Raw genomic sequence first — 14,165 nt, 5'->3', positions numbered from 1 at the left:
GCGGACGGCCGGTCAGACCGCGACGGACTCGACGGAGAGCGGCCAGCTCATCCGGATCAGACCGCCCTCGGCGCCGTCGGTGACCTCCAGGTCCTCGACCAGGCCGGTGATCACCGCGAGGCCCAGGGTGTCCTCGTCCGGGTCGCCCTCGGCGGCCCCGGAGGCCGGGACGCCGACCGGACCGGCCTCGTCCTCGACCTCGATGAGGAAACGCTTCTCCTGGTCGGTCAACGCGACCCGGACCGTGCCGCCGACACCACCGCGCTGGTGCAGGCCGACCGCACGGGAGCACGCCTCGCCGACCGCGAGGCGCACCTCGTCGAGCACCGACTCGTCGACCCCGGCCCGTCTCGCGACGGCCGCGGCGACCAGCCTGGCCGTCCGCACGTGCTCGGGAAGCGCGCTGAATCGAAGTTCGACGGTTGCCATCTCTCCCCCTCGGGGTGCTCCGGCCAAGGGCCGGCAGTGCGGCCCCTGCGGGCCGGTCGAACCGGCCCCGGGCGGCCGGGTGGGCGCCGGGGCCGTCGAGACCCCGGCGCACCCGGACGCGTGGAAACGAACGGGCCGGCCCGCGGGCCGGCCCGGCCGCGTCAGTCGGTCGCGTTGACCGCGTCGTCCACCGAGGTGTGGATCGGGAAGACCTTGGTCAGGCCGGTGATGCGGAAGATCTTCAGGATGCGCTCCTGGTTGCAGACGAGGCGCAGCGAGCCCTCGTGGGCGCGCACCCGCTTCAGACCGCCCACCAGCACACCCAGGCCGGTCGAGTCGAGGAAGTCCACGCCTTCCATGTCGACGACGAGGTGGTACTTGCCGTCGTTGACGAGCTCGACCAGCTGCTCCCGCAGCTTCGGGGCGGTGTACACATCGATCTCGCCGCCAACCTCGACGACCGTACGATCGCCGACTGAACGGGTCGACAGGGACAGGTCCACGGAACCTCCAGCACCTTGCCTTGCTACGTCATGTGCGATCCTCGGCCGGGCAGCCGCCACCGCATGGTCGCGAGCCCGGGCACGCCCAGCAACGCGTGGCGAACCCCGGCGCTGCGACCCACGGCCATCCGGCCGTCACGGCCACATTCAACCACCTGTGACCATGACCGCACGATGGCTTACGACGATTCTCCGTCACGCCGGTGACACACTGGGTCCCCATGCCGCCCCGACACAGCCTGCCCGAGGCACTGCTCACGACCCTGTCCACCAGCAGAGGGCGGTCCGACCGGCTCACCCATACGGAGCACCTTCCCGCCCGACCTGCACGTTATGCACCCTGGCCCGGATCGATCCGGGCGGAGATCGTGGCCGCCGCGCACGAGGTCGGGGTGGAACAGCCCTGGGCGCACCAGGCAGAAGCGATGGAACTGGCCAAAACCGGTCAGACTGTGGTGATCGCCACAGGCACCGCCTCGGGCAAGTCGCTCGGTTACCTGGCCCCGGTGCTCAGCGACCTGCTGGACGGCACCGAGGCCCGCAACGGCCGCGGCGCGACCGCCCTCTACCTGGCCCCGACGAAGGCGCTCGCCGCCGACCAGCGCCGCCGGGCGGCCGAACTCGCCCCGCCCCGGGTCCGGGCCGCCCTGTACGACGGGGACACCCCGCCCGAGGAGCGCGAGTGGGTCCGCCAGTACGCCTCGTACGTGCTCACCAACCCTGACATGCTGCACCGCGGCATCCTGCCCGCCCACGCCCGTTGGTCCTCCTTCCTCAAGGTGCTGCGCTACGTGGTGGTCGACGAGTGCCACGCCTACCGGGGCGTGTTCGGCTCGCACGTCGCCCAGGTGCTGCGGCGGCTGCGCCGCGTCTGCGCCCGCTACGGGTCGTCACCCACCTTCCTGCTCGCCTCCGCCACCACCGCCGACCCGGCCGCCACCGCGGAGCGCCTGACCGGGCTGCCCGCCCGGGCCGTCACCGAGGACGCCTCGCCGCGCGGACCGATGGTCTTCGGCCTCTGGGAGCCGCCGCTGACCGAGAACGTCGGCGAGCACGGCGCGCCCGTCCGCCGCACCGCCACCGCCGAGGCCGCGCACCTGCTGACCGACCTCGTGGAGCAGCAGACCCGCACCGTCGTCTTCGTCCGCTCCCGCCGGGCCGCCGAACTGGTCGCCCTGCAGGCCCAGGACCAGCTCGGGCGGCCGCTCGCCGAGCGGGTGGCCGCCTACCGCGGCGGATACCTCGCCGACGAACGCCGGGCGCTGGAGCGCGCCCTGCAGTCGGGCCGGCTGCTCGGGGTCGCCTCCACCTCCGCGCTCGAACTCGGCGTCGACGTCTCCGGGCTCGACGCCGTCCTGATGGCCGGCTACCCCGGCACCCGGGCCTCGCTCTGGCAGCAGGCCGGGCGCGCGGGCCGCGAGGCGCAGGGCGCGCTGGCCGTCCTGATCGCCCGGGACGACCCGCTGGACACCTACCTGGTGCACCACCCGGAGGCACTGTTCGCGGCGCCCGTCGAGGCCACCGTGCTCGACCCCGACAACCCCCACGTCCTCGCCCCGCACCTGTGCGCGGCCGCCGCCGAACTCCCGCTCACGGACGCCGACCTGGACCTGTTCGGGCCGTCCACCGCTCCCCTGCTGCCGGTCCTGGAGCGACGCGGACTGCTGCGCCGGCGCAGCGACGGCTCCTGGTACTGGACCCGCCGCGAGCGCGCGGCCGACGCCGTCGACCTGCGCGGCAGCGGCGGCGACCCGGTGCAGATCGTCGAGGCCGACACCGGTCGGCTGCTCGGCACGGTGGACGCCGCGGCCGCCCACACCACCGTGCACACCGGGGCCGTACACCTCCACCAGGGGCGCACCTTCCTGGTCCGGGAGCTCGACCTGGAGAACTCGGTCGCCCTGGTCGAGGCCGCCGATCCGCCGTACACCACGTCCGCCCGCGACGTCACCTCCATCTCCGTGCTGGGCACCGACACCACCGTCGAGTGGGGCGAGGGGCGGCTCACCTTCGGTTCGGTGGAGGTCGTCAACCAGGTGGTCGGCTACCTCCGGAAGCGGATCTCCACCGGGGAGATCATGGGCGAGAGCAAGCTCGACCTGCCGCCCCGCACCCTGCGCACCCGCGCGGTCTGGTGGTCCGTCACCGAGGACCAGCTGCTCGACGCGGACATCCCGCTCGACCGGCTGCCCGGCGCCGCCCATGCCGCCGAGCACGCCTCGATCGGCCTGCTGCCGCTCTTCGCCACCTGCGACCGCTGGGACATCGGCGGCGTCTCCGTCCCGCTGCACCCCGACACCGGACTGCCCACGGTGTTCGTCTACGACGGCCACCCGGGCGGGGCCGGCTTCGCCGAACGCGGCTTCCGACGGGCCGTCGAGTGGCTGACGGCCACCCGCACCGCCATCGCCTCCTGCGAGTGCGAGCGCGGCTGCCCCTCCTGCGTCCAGTCCCCGAAGTGCGGCAACGGGAACGAACCGCTGGACAAGGCGGCCGCCATCCGGCTCCTGGACGTCCTGCTGTCCGGCGCCCCCGGCCCGGCGGACGGGGCGAGCGCGGCGGACAGGGCGGCGGACGGGGCGGACCAGCAGCGACCGGAGGACCCGGCGGACCCGACTGCCCCGTCCGGCGGCTCCGCGGTGGGCTCCGGGCCGGACACCGCCCCGGACGACCCCCCGGACGACGCCGACGGCACGGGGCCGGCCGGTTCATGACCCCGCCACCGGTGCGGCGGTCGCCCCGCCGAAACCGTCCTCGGTGGCGGTGACCGCGGCCCGCACCGGTCCGGCCCGGGCCCGCGCCCGGGCAGGGCCGACCGGCAGACCTGCCGGGAGCCCGCGGGGAGCCACCTCGGTCACCACCTCGACGGCGTCGGCGTCGCGGTCCACCGTGCAGGACACCAGTGCGGCACCCTGGGCCGCGGTGATCCCCGCGGCCCGCCCGCACCCGCCGTCCCCGTCCAGCAGCAGCCGGTCGGCGGCCGCGAGGGCGCCCAGGTCGGCGGCCGACTCGGCCCGGTGCCGGGCGGTGACCGCGGCCCCGACCGCGACCGTCCCGGCGAACACCGCGGTGCCCAGCACCGCCAGGGCGAGCAGCCAGACCGTCGCCGAGCCGGCGTCCGGCCCGCGCCCGCCGAGGGCGGCGGCCCGGGCGGTTCGGGCCCGTGCCAGGCCCCGCGCCGCCGGCCAGACCACCGCCGGCCACCCCACCGCCGAGCGCCCCACCGCCCGTCCGGCCGGCCCACCCAGCCCGTTCAGTCCGTTCGGCATCGCCGGCCCGTTCGGCCCGTTCATGCGCCACCACCTCCGATCGGCCCTCCGGCCGCGCCCACGAGGGTGTCCTCCCTGGCCGCCACGGCGGCCGCGCCCAGCCGTACCGCGAGCAGGCCGCCGAGCCGGCCCGGCGCCGCGCACGGCGCGTCGACCTCGACCCGCACCACGTCGGCCGCCAGCTCCACCCGCACCCGCGCCCCCGGTGGAGCCGCCGCACGGGCGAGCCCGGCGGCGTCCACCTCCCCGCGGGCGGCCGCCCTCGCCCCGACCCGCGCCGCGTCCACACAGCGGATCTGCGCGGCGGCCGCCAGCACGCCCCAGATCAGCAGCGCCGCGAGCAGCACCAGGGCCGGCAGCGCCACCGCCGTCTCAGCCGTGACGAATCCGGCGTCGCCCCGCCACCGCCGCCCGCTCGGTCGCGACCACCGCCACCGGGCGGCCCGGTGGGCCCGGCGGACCTCTGGATCCGTCCTCGGGCCCACGCCTCCGCGCCCGTGCCGGGGCACTCCGGTCCGACGAGGCCCCCCAGGGTCCGTCTTCGCACCCCCGTCGTCCGCCCGGAGGGCGGGCGGGGCGGCACCGGGGTGTGTGGACCGCCAAGCGGAGGACGGGGGCACTTCCCGGCCGCCGGGCCGGGGGAGAGCCACTGCGGTGGGGGCACCCCACGGCCGACGGCCGTGGGGTGCCGCCGACCGGCGACAACGCGAGTCGGGGGTACCCCCGGCCGAAGGCCGTGGGAGCGCGCGCCCCGACGCCGCCCCGCAGGCGCGGGTCCGACGACAGGTCCTAGGTCGCATGAAGGGCCCGCTCCAGCACCTCGGTCAGCGCCGCCGTGAACGTCGCGCTGGTCACCACCTTGTACAGGCCCGCGGCGAGCGCGCAGGCGCCCAGGGTGCCCACGGCGTACTCCGCCGTGGTCATCCCGGCGTCCGACCGCCGCCGGCGCCGCCACGCCGCCGGCGACCGCCGGGGCGCCCGCCCGGAACCGGACCCCGTCGCCGTCACCGACATCTCCGCCGTCACCCCTGTCTCCGCCGTCACCCCTGTCGTCACCGCTGCCGCTGTCGTCACTGCCGTCACTGCCGTCATGGACCTCTCCTGTCTCCGATGTCGATCCAGCGGTCGAAGCCGCCGTGGATCCGGTCGTCGCACGCCGCTGGTACCGGGTCGGTGCCGGCCGCCGTTCACATGCCCTGGGTGAAGCGCGCGGTGAGGCCGATGACCACCGGCACCACGCCGATCAGCACGAAGGCCGGCAGGAAGCAGAGCCCGAGCGGAGCGGTCGCGAACACCCCCGCCCGGCGGACCCCGGCCCGGGCGGACCGGGCGGCCGCCGACCGCTGGGCCTGCGCGAGCCCGACCAGCGGCCCGGCCACCGGCACCCCGCCGAGGCTCGTCCGCACCAGGCAGCGCGCCAGCGGTGCCAGCGCCGGGTGCTGCTCGCCCAGCCGGGTCCAGCACAGTTCCGGCGGCGCCCCCAGGGCGAGTTCGCCGCCGAGGGCGACCAGCCGGGGCCCGATCGGTGCGCCCAGGCTCCGGCCGACCGCGGACACCGCCGCGGAGGGCGAGGCCGCCGACCCGAGGCAGGCCGCCAACAGTTCCGCACCCAGGGGAAGTTGCCGCGCCAGGTGGTCCTCCTCCAGCGCCGCCCGCCGGTCCACGGGCGAGGGCATCCGGGCCGACCACCAGTACGTGCCCGCCGTCGTCAGGGCCCCGACGACCACCCCGACGACCCCGCCCAGCAGCAGCGCCGCACCGGCCCCGGCACCGACCGCCAGGGAGGCCCGCCGCCGTCGCCCCCGGCCGCCTCCGACCGACGGCCCGGCCCGCGCCGCCGGCGCCTCCCACCCCCTTCCGCCCGCCCGGGCCCGGGCGAGCACCCCGCCCCACCGCGCCCGCCGGGGCACCGGGAGCCCGATCGCTGCCGGCAACCCGGGGACCGGCCGCCCCCGCGTCACGGCGACACCACGCCCGGTCCGGGTGCCCGCACCCGCGCGATCCCGCAGCCCCGGCCGCCGCCCCGGGGGCCGACGGCCCTCCGGGACGCCCCTGGCGCTCCAGGGGACGCCAACGCGCCCCTGGTGGCCGCCCGGACGATGCGGACCGTCCAGAGCACCCCCAGGACCTCCAGCACCGCCCCGGCCGCCAGGCAGCCCAGTCCCGCGGGCGTGTGCAGCAGGACGTCCACCGGCCGGGCCCCGAGCGCCGCGCCCAGCAGCAGCCCGGCGGCCGGCAGGGCCGCCAGGACGGCGATCGTGGCCCGGGGCCCCGCCAACTCCCCGGCGACCTCCTCCGCCAGCGCCTGCTCGCCGCGCAGCGCCTCGGCCACCCGGTCCAGGGCGGCGGCCAGCTGCGAGCCGCCGTCGGAGGCGACCCGCCAACAGGCCGCGATCGCCGACGCCCCGCTCCCGCCCGGCAGTTCGGCGAGCAGGTGGAGCGCGGCGGGGACGTCCCCGCCGTACCGGCCCGCCGCGAGCCGCGCCACCGCCTCCTCGCCGAGGCGACGCGGCCCGTCCGGTTCGGCCGCGATCCGGACGGTGACCAGGTGCAGCGCCTGCTCCGGTGTCGCCCCGCCGCGCAACTCCCCGGCCAGCCCGGCGCAGAGCTCCACCACGGCGGCCGCACGCCGCCGCGCCTCCGCCGCCAGCCGCCGGTGCTGCCGCCACCGCCGCAGCGGCAGCACCGCGAACAGCCCGGCGAGCACCGGCACCGGGGAGTCGGTGGCCAGCCCGGCGACCGATCCCGCCACCAGCAGGAGCAGTTCGGGCGCCGCCCGGCCGGCCGCCCACCACCACCGGCGCCCCGCGCCCGGGCTCCCCGGCCGCACGCCGGGGAGAACGCCGACCGGAGACCCGGGCGGGAAACCGGGCGGGAAACCGAAGGGCGGCCCGGGCACAGGCCCGGACGGTGGACCACCACCTGCCGGCACCAACCCGCGACGCCGCCCGCCCGGCACGCGGCCCTGCACCGCCCACCACCCGGCGGCGGCCGGCAGGCACAACACCGCCGACCACCAGAAAGCCGTTTGACGATCCATCACCTCAGGTACCTCCCTCTCGTCGACCCCTGCGACCCCACGCCCCCGGCAGCTCCGGGGCGCCCGTCGCACACCCGCCCGGCAACAGGGGCGGCGCGAGTTCCGCCGCCCGCACGACGGCTCCCGCCGACCCCGGCGCCGCCGTCACGACGGCCCCCGCACGGGCGGCCCGACCCGCCCGGCCGGGAACGACACCCCGCGTGCCGCCAGCAGGCCCACCAACCGCTCCCAGCCCGCCCCGGGGACCAGGCCCCCGGCCGCCGGGAACTCCACCGCGGGGCTGGTGACGGCCAGGCCGTCCCGACCGGCCACCAGGGTGTGGATCTCCGCCACCCGGCGCCGCCCCGACCCCGGCTCCCGGACCAGGTGCACCACCAGGTCGAGCGCGGAACGGAGTTGGCTGTGCAGGGCGGGCCGGTCGAGCCCCGCGAGCGCTCCCAGCGCCTCGAGCCGGACCGGCACGTCCGCCGCCGTGTTGGCGTGAACGGTGCCGCACCCGCCCTCGTGCCCGGTGTTCAGCGCGGCGAGGAGGTCCGACACCTCGGCCCCGCGGACCTCCCCGATCACCAGCCGGTCCGGGCGCATCCGCAGCGCCTGCCGGACGAGATCCCGCAGGGTGAGCTCGCCCCGCCCCTCCTGGTTGGGCGGTCTGCTCTGCAGTCGGACCACGTGCGGATGGTCCGGTAGCAGCTCGGCCGAGTCCTCGGCCACGACGATCCGCTCCGCGGGCCCGACCAGCCCGAGCAGGGCCGCGAGCAGCGTGGTCTTGCCCGTGCCCGTCCCCCCGGAGACCAGCAGCGAGAGCCGGGCCCGCAGCACGCCGGCCAGGAGCTCGGCGCCCTCGGGCGGCAGCGCCCCGCCGGCGACCAGCTCGTCGAGCGTGAACGGCCGGGGCCGGCAGACCCGCAGCGAGATGTGCGTGCAGCCGGCCGCGATCGGCGGCAGCACGGCGTGCAGCCGGGTACCGTCCGGCAGCCGGGCGTCCACCCAGGGCCGCGCGTCGTCCAGCCGCCGACCGGCCGCGGTGGCCAGCCGGTGCGCCAGCCGCCGCACCGCCTCGGCATCGGCGAAGCGGATCCCGGTGGCCCGGTCCAGGCCCCCGCCGCGGTCGACCCACACCTCGTCCGGACCGTTCACCAGGACGTCCGTGACGTCGGGCGCCGCCAGCAGCCGCTCCAGCGGGCCCGCACCCACCAGTTCGGCGCGCAGCGAGCGCACGGTGTCCAGGACTTCGTCCCCGCCGAGCGGCGGCCGGGTGGCCCGCAGCACCGCCGCGACCGACCCCGCCGTCGGGGCGGCGCCCGACTCGGCCAGCCGCAGCCGCACCGCGTCCACCAGGGCCGCCGTCCGTTCCTCCCGGGCCGTCCGCCCGTAGGGACAGGGCCGGGGCCCCGCCTCGGGCGGCCCGCCGAGCGGCGGGACGCTCCTGAGCGGGCGCCGCTCCCGCGGGCCGTCACCGCCACCCGGCGGCCCGCTCGCGGATCCCGTTCTGCGCAGACGGACCATCAGTAGACACCTCCTCCGACCGCCGGAACCGGCGGCAGCACCTCGTTCAGGAAGGCCCCGCAGAAGCGGGCGAGCGGACCGCCCTCACGGATCCCCGGCGGGACGCCCTTCTCGGCGTCCTCCGCCAGCCCGGGTTCGGGCCCCAACTCCCCCGCGAGCTCCATCCGCAGCCCGCGGGCGATCCGGTGCGCCGGGAGCCCGGAGGCCCGCGGCGACCGCACCACGGCCCGGACGTCCGCGAGCCTCATCCGCGCCGCCGCGGCGACCCGGTCGGCGGCGGCCACCGCGCGCAGTTCGGCCGGCACCACCAGCAGCGCGAGGTCGGACTGCTCCAGGGCCTGCCCGGCGGCCGCGTCGAGGTGGCGCGGCACGTCGACCACCACCAGCCCGCCGCGCCGTCTGGAGGCGGCCAGCACGCTGCGCATGGCCTCCGGGGGCACGGTCAGCATGTCGCCGCGGTCCCAGGACAGGCAGGAGAGCGCGGAGAGCCTCCTGAGCACCGGCAGCGCCCGGGCCAGTTCGGCCCCGCTGACCCTGCCGCGCGAGGCGGCGAGGTCCGGCCAGCGCAGCCCCCGGGCCGTCTCGCCGCCGAGCAGGACGTCGATGCCGCCGCCCAGGGGATCGCCGTCGATGAGCATGGCCCGCCGGCCGGCCCGCGCGGCCGTGACGGCGAGGGCGCAGGCCAGTGTCGAGGCACCGGCCCCGCCGCGGCCGCCGAGCACGGCGACGGTGAGCGCCGGCGAGCCCACGCCCTCGGCCGCGTCGGCGATCCGGTCGAGCAGCCAGGCCTCGGCGTCGGGCAGGAACAGCACGTGCTCGGCGCCGAGTTGGACGGCCCTGACCCAGACGCCGGGGTCGTCGAGGTCGAGGCCGAGCAGCAGCACTCCGGCGCGGCGGCCGAGCCCGGCGCACCGGGCCGCCTGGTCGTCCCCGACCAGGACCAGCGGGGCGCCCTCCCAGAGTTCGCGCGGCGGCGGGGCGGCCCGGATCAGCCGGGGCTCCGTACCGGCGGCCGCGCAGACCCGCAGCAGGTGCTCGGCCAGCCCCGCGTCCTCGGTGACGACGAGCGGGCCGTCGGGCCCGGGCCCCTCGGTGGTGGTGTGGTCGGCGATCGGCGTCGACATGGTGGCTCCCCTCCGCGCCGCGGGCCGCCGGGGCGGCCGACGGCGCACGTCGGACGGTTGCGGCGAGCGGCCGCCTGACGGGCCCCGGGAGAGGAAGGGGATGGGATCCGCCTGGCGACCGCCGCCGACCATCACGGTGGGGGGAGATCCGGTTTCCGTCATCCACGTTCCGAATCCCTGTGGACAACTCGGGGGCTGTGGATGAAAACGTTCACCCGGGCGGGGGGCTATTCGACAAAGAATTGACGATCGGGGATCACCGGGCCGAACCGGAACCCCGGCCCGCCCCGCCCCGCGGCAGGTCGCGGCGGCTCCACGAGTCCCGCGGCACGCCTCCGCGACCGCCCCGGACCGCCGGCGGGAACCGGTCGGGCCGGCAGCGGCAGCCATGAGCAATCAGCGACGCAGAGTGACGAAAGGGGGCCGATGGGCCGAAGTGTCGACACCCCCTGTACACCGCCCGGTCGGCCGGCGCGGCACCCGCGGCGAGCGGCCTTCAGGCCCTGAAAATGGGCCCGGACGTGCGACGACCCCCGCCGGGGGGGAGAGCGGGGGTCGTCTATCCACAGCCCGACTCGGGGGGGGAGGAGCCGGACCGGGTTAGCACGGTCGCGAACGATCCGTGACTTCCATGGTGTACCCGAGCGGCCAGAAACACAAACCCGCACGCCCGCGAGTACGCCGAATGGCCGCCTGTTTTGTGGCTCCCTCTATCCTCGGTTCCCGTGGACACCACCGAGAACGCCGACGACCGCGCCGACGAGTCCCCGGGCGAGGCCACCGGGCCCGAGCGGACCCCCTCAGCCGTCGCCCCCCGGCCGGGCGGGCTGCGAACGGCGGCCTTCTTCGACCTGGACAAGACCATCATCGCCAAGTCCAGCGCGCTGGCCTTCAGCCGCCCCTTCTACCAGGGCGGCCTGATCAACCGTCGGGCCGTCCTGCGCAGCGCGTACGCCCAGTTCGTCTTCCTGGTCGGCGGCGCGGACCACGACCAGATGGAGAAGATGCGCGAGTACCTCTCCTCGCTCACCCGCGGCTGGAACGTCCAGCAGGTCCGCGAGATCGTCGCGGAGACCCTGCACAACCTGATCGACCCGATCATCTACGACGAGGCCGCCTCGCTGATCGAGCAGCACCACGCGGCGGGGCGGGACGTGGTGATCGTCAGCAGCTCCGGCTCCGAGGTGGTCGAGCCGATCGGCGCGCTGCTGGGTGCCGACCACGTGATCGCCACCCGGCTCAAGGTCGAGGACGGCTGCTACACCGGCGAGATCGAGTACTACGCGTACGCCGAGAACAAGGCTTCCGCCATCCGGGAGTTGGCCGCGTCCGAGGGCTACGACCTGACCGAGTCCTACGCCTACAGCGACTCCTCCACCGATCTGCCGCTGCTGGAGGCCGTCGGCCACCCGTCGGCCGTCAACCCGGACCGCGCTCTGCGCAAGGAGGCGCAGGCCCGGGAGTGGCCGGTGCTGGTCTTCGACCGGCCGGTGGAACTGCGGCGGCGGCTCCCGGAGTTCTCCGCGCCGAGCGGCTCGGTGCTGACCGCCGTGGCGGTCGGGGCGGCCGCGGTGACGGCCGGGGTGATCTGGCACCTGGCCCGCCGGCGCCGTCCGACGGCCTGACCGGACCGGTCCGGTCGGGCCCGGTCGGGCCGGCCCGGCTCTCCTCCCCGCCCGGAGTTCCGGGCGAATCGGGCAATTGGCACAGACTTCTCGTTTCGGGTTCCCCTTTCGCCCGAAACGCGATACAAAGGAAGCACGGCCCGCGAGACCCGGTCAGGACCTGAAGAGGTCAAACCGACAACGCAGTTCAGGCCCCACGGACCGCGTGTACAGATAGCCGAGCACCCACATGCAGCCGACCCGCTGTCGGGCCGCCGGACCAGACGAACGGGCAGGATCCCCGTCTGATCGGCACTTCCGGTGCATGCATGGTCACCCGGTATCTGCACCAGCGGCGGCACCCGGCAGTATCAGGTGCCGCCGCATCCGTGTGCCCGGAGCGCGCCCGCCGACCCCCGTGACGGGACGCCCCGGCGGGCGGATCCGCCGGGCCGCTCAGACCATTCCGCGCTGCATCGCCTCGCAGACCGCCGTGCTCTCCCGCACGCCGAGCCGCAGCGCCCTGCCACTGTGGGCGATCCAGGCCGCCATCCCCTCCGGCGTGCCCGCCAGGTAGCCGGCCAGGGCCCGCCGGTAGGCGTCGGTGCCGAGCTCCGCGAACCCGACCTCGGCCGGGCAGATCGACTTCGGGTCCAGCCCCTCGGCGAGCAGCACGATCCGCTGGGCGGCCCGCGCGATCACCCCGTTGTGCGCGCCGAACGGGCGCAGGGCGAGCAGTTCGCCGTGCACCACCGAGGCCACCACCAGGGCCGGCGTCCCCACGCCCTGGCCCTCCGCGCGCGCCACCAGCAGCCGGGAGAGCTGGTCCAGCCGGGCGGCCACCTCCTCCGCGCCGGGTCCGGGCGGCAGCACGGGCGGCGGCCCGTCCTCCACGACGGCCCCGACGCCCTCCACCGGCTCCAGCTCCAGCGGGAACAGCTCCTCCGCGCCCTCGCCCGCCCGGCGGGGCCGCCCGGCCGCCGGGTCGGCGTCGCCGACCGCGAGCAGGTGGAGCCTGGCCAGCACCTGGAGCGGCGAGTGCCGCCAGACGCTGAGCAGCTGACCGGCCTCGGCGGCGATCCGCAGCGCCGCGCCGACCGTGCGGGCCTCCGGGTCCGCGCTGAAGTCGCTGCGGCGCCGGACCTCCTCCAGCGGCCAGTTCGCCCCGGCCAGCGCCGCCGACGCGCGGGCGCCGCGCAGCGCGGACTCGGAGGTGACCTCGGCGGCGCGGCGGCGCATCACCCGGTGGCCGTAGAGGCGGTCGACGGCCTTGCGGACCTCGGCGACGGCGTCGGGCACCCCGGGGAGCTGGGCCAGCGGGGCGAGGGGATCTGTTCCAGTGCTCACCTACCCGAGAGTAATGAACCGGCGGCCCCTCCCGGAACAGCAACCCCGCATCACCCTTTAGAGGCAATCCTCACTTCCCTCCACCGGGCACGCCCAAACCCCGGCTAGCATGACCGCTATCGGAGACGATAACGATTTCCAGTTAGGGCGCCCCGGGCGGGCGCGACCCCTGAGCAGGCGGCCCCGCACGCGGGCCCGGAGCGAGAGTCGGAGTCCCAGATGAAGATCGCCTTCGTCGGCAAGGGCGGCAGCGGGAAGACCACGCTGTCCGCTCTGTTCATCCGCCACCTGGCCGCCGCCGGCCGGCCGGTCATCGCCGTCGACGCCGACATCAACCAGCACCTCGGCCCCGCCCTGGGCCTGACGGACGCCCAGGCCGCGGAACTGCCCTCGCTGGGCGCGCACCTGCCGGAGATCAAGGAGTACCTGCGCGGCGACAACCCGCTGATCCGCTCGGCCGACGAGATGATCAAGACCACGCCGCCCGGCCGCGGTTCGCGCCTGCTGCGGATCGTCGAGGAGAACCCGGTCTACGCCGCCTGCGCCCGCCCGATCGCCCTGGACGAGGGCTCGGTCCGCCTGCTGGCCACCGGCGCCTTCACCGAGGAGGACCTCGGCGTGGCCTGCTACCACTCCAAGGTCGGCGCCGTGGAGCTGCTGCTCAACCACCTGCTGGACGGCCCCGACGAGTACCTGGTCACCGACATGACGGCGGGCTCGGACTCCTTCGCCTCCGGGCTGTTCACCCGCTTCGACCTGACCTTCCTGATCGCCGAGCCGACCCGCAAGGGCGTCTCCGTGTACCGGCAGTACAAGGACTACGCCCGCGACTTCGGCGTCCGGCTGCGGGTGATCGGCAACAAGGTGCAGGGCCCCGACGACCTCGCGTTCCTGCGCCGCGAGGTCGGCGACGACCTGCTCGCCACCTTCGGGCACTCGGACTGGGTGCGCCGCCTGGAGCAGGGTGCCGAGCCTCCGCTGCGGGCACTGGAGCCGGCCAACCGGGCCGTGCTGGAGCAGCTGCGGAGCGAGGCCGAGGCGGCGCACCGCCGGCGGGACCCGCACCGCTACACCGAGCAGGCCGTCCTCTTCCACCTGCGCAACGCGGAGAGCTGGGCCAACGCCAAGGTCGGCATCGACCTGGCGACCCAGGTGGACGAGGCCTTCGTGCTCGACGGGTCGGCAGCCGGCGACGTGCGCCCCGCCCCGGCTGGCGCGCCCGCCTGACCCCGCACCACCCGAACGGGCCGCGGCCCCCCCCCCCGGGGGGGGGGGGGGCGGCGCCCGCGCCCCCCCCCCCCCCCCCCCCCCCCCCCCCCCCCAAAGCCCCCCCGGGCACAACA

13 protein-coding genes are annotated in these 14,165 nt (G+C 76.5%); 3 read left to right on the top strand and 10 right to left on the bottom strand.

Going from position 1 to position 14,165, the window contains the following annotated elements; translation table 11 throughout:
* Positions 1–12: 12 nt before the first annotated feature.
* Positions 13–429 (bottom strand): ATP-binding protein, encoded by a 417-nt coding sequence (locus tag ACIRS1_RS09335; protein ID WP_360217132.1) that lies wholly within the window; start codon positions 427–429, stop codon positions 13–15.
* A gap of 161 nt (positions 430–590) precedes the next feature.
* On the bottom strand, positions 591–932 hold the full coding sequence (gene bldG / locus ACIRS1_RS09330; protein ID WP_049659132.1) for an anti-sigma factor antagonist BldG: 342 nt from the start codon (positions 930–932) through the stop codon (positions 591–593).
* Between the two features lie 221 nt (positions 933–1,153).
* Between bldG and ACIRS1_RS09325 the strand changes: the two genes are divergently transcribed.
* Positions 1,154–3,646: a DEAD/DEAH box helicase gene (locus tag ACIRS1_RS09325; protein ID WP_402838107.1), complete on the top strand. Its 2,493-nt coding sequence runs from the start codon at positions 1,154–1,156 to the stop codon at positions 3,644–3,646.
* Here ACIRS1_RS09325 and ACIRS1_RS09320 read toward each other — a convergent pair.
* From ACIRS1_RS09320 to ssd, 7 genes are all read right to left on the bottom strand, one after another.
* Entirely contained in the window at positions 3,641–4,225 is a 585-nt protein-coding gene (locus ACIRS1_RS09320; RefSeq protein WP_402838105.1) for an Rv3654c family TadE-like protein, read from the bottom strand. The two genes, ACIRS1_RS09325 and ACIRS1_RS09320, sit on opposite strands and share 6 nt — an antisense overlap.
* Positions 4,222–4,566: a TadE family type IV pilus minor pilin gene (locus ACIRS1_RS09315; RefSeq protein ID WP_360217141.1), complete on the bottom strand. Its 345-nt coding sequence runs from the start codon at positions 4,564–4,566 to the stop codon at positions 4,222–4,224. Before ACIRS1_RS09315 ends, ACIRS1_RS09320 begins: the two co-directional genes overlap by 4 nt.
* Positions 4,567–4,990: 424 nt before the next feature.
* A complete protein-coding gene (locus ACIRS1_RS09310; protein ID WP_402838212.1) occupies positions 4,991–5,215 on the bottom strand; it encodes a DUF4244 domain-containing protein in 225 nt (74 codons plus the stop codon).
* 173 nt (positions 5,216–5,388) lie between these two features.
* The gene (locus ACIRS1_RS09305; RefSeq protein ID WP_402838103.1) at positions 5,389–6,135 is read right to left on the bottom strand and encodes a hypothetical protein; all 747 of its coding nucleotides are present in this window, start codon (positions 6,133–6,135) and stop codon (positions 5,389–5,391) included.
* A 23-nt stretch (positions 6,136–6,158) separates the two neighbouring features.
* Positions 6,159–7,031: a type II secretion system F family protein gene (locus tag ACIRS1_RS09300; protein ID WP_402838101.1), complete on the bottom strand. Its 873-nt coding sequence runs from the start codon at positions 7,029–7,031 to the stop codon at positions 6,159–6,161.
* A 354-nt stretch (positions 7,032–7,385) separates the two neighbouring features.
* Positions 7,386–8,747, bottom strand: a complete 1,362-nt coding sequence (locus ACIRS1_RS09295; RefSeq protein WP_402838099.1) for a TadA family conjugal transfer-associated ATPase — start codon at positions 8,745–8,747, stop codon at positions 7,386–7,388.
* Positions 8,747–9,871 carry a septum site-determining protein Ssd gene (ssd, locus tag ACIRS1_RS09290; RefSeq protein WP_402838097.1) on the bottom strand — a complete coding sequence of 375 codons (1,125 nt, stop codon included), beginning with the start codon at positions 9,869–9,871 and terminating at the stop codon, positions 8,747–8,749. Before ssd ends, ACIRS1_RS09295 begins: the two co-directional genes overlap by 1 nt.
* An 827-nt stretch (positions 9,872–10,698) precedes the next feature.
* Between ssd and ACIRS1_RS09285 the strand changes: the two genes are divergently transcribed.
* On the top strand, positions 10,699–11,496 hold the full coding sequence (locus ACIRS1_RS09285; protein ID WP_402838210.1) for an HAD family hydrolase: 798 nt from the start codon (positions 10,699–10,701) through the stop codon (positions 11,494–11,496).
* Between the two features lie 435 nt (positions 11,497–11,931).
* Here ACIRS1_RS09285 and ACIRS1_RS09280 read toward each other — a convergent pair whose 3' ends face one another.
* Entirely contained in the window at positions 11,932–12,822 is an 891-nt protein-coding gene (locus tag ACIRS1_RS09280; RefSeq protein ID WP_402838096.1) for an oxidoreductase, read from the bottom strand.
* A gap of 219 nt (positions 12,823–13,041) precedes the next feature.
* Between ACIRS1_RS09280 and ACIRS1_RS09275 the strand changes: the two genes are divergently transcribed.
* Positions 13,042–14,049, top strand: coding sequence for an ATP-binding protein (locus ACIRS1_RS09275; RefSeq protein ID WP_402838095.1), 1,008 nt, complete (start codon positions 13,042–13,044; stop codon positions 14,047–14,049).
* Positions 14,050–14,165 lie beyond the last annotated feature (116 nt).

Origin of the sequence: Kitasatospora sp. NPDC101176 (assembly GCF_044768035.1) — a bacterium.
In the GTDB taxonomy this organism is placed as follows: Bacteria; Actinomycetota; Actinomycetes; order Streptomycetales; family Streptomycetaceae; genus Kitasatospora.
Note: the sequence above shows the minus strand (reverse complement) of the source record. Positions and strands in the feature narration are given on the sequence as shown.

Coding starts and splice junctions, on each gene's coding strand:
- ACIRS1_RS09320 (WP_402838105.1), bottom strand. CDS start 4,225: ATGAACGGGCCGAACGGGCCGGCGATGCCGAACGGACTGAACGGGCTG.
- ACIRS1_RS09335 (WP_360217132.1), bottom strand. CDS start 429: ATGGCAACCGTCGAACTTCGATTCAGCGCGCTTCCCGAGCACGTGCGG.
- ACIRS1_RS09275 (WP_402838095.1), top strand. CDS start 13,042: ATGAAGATCGCCTTCGTCGGCAAGGGCGGCAGCGGGAAGACCACGCTG.
- ACIRS1_RS09325 (WP_402838107.1), top strand. CDS start 1,154: ATGCCGCCCCGACACAGCCTGCCCGAGGCACTGCTCACGACCCTGTCC.
- ACIRS1_RS09310 (WP_402838212.1), bottom strand. CDS start 5,215: ATGTCGGTGACGGCGACGGGGTCCGGTTCCGGGCGGGCGCCCCGGCGG.
- ssd (WP_402838097.1), bottom strand. CDS start 9,871: ATGTCGACGCCGATCGCCGACCACACCACCACCGAGGGGCCCGGGCCC.
- ACIRS1_RS09295 (WP_402838099.1), bottom strand. CDS start 8,747: ATGGTCCGTCTGCGCAGAACGGGATCCGCGAGCGGGCCGCCGGGTGGC.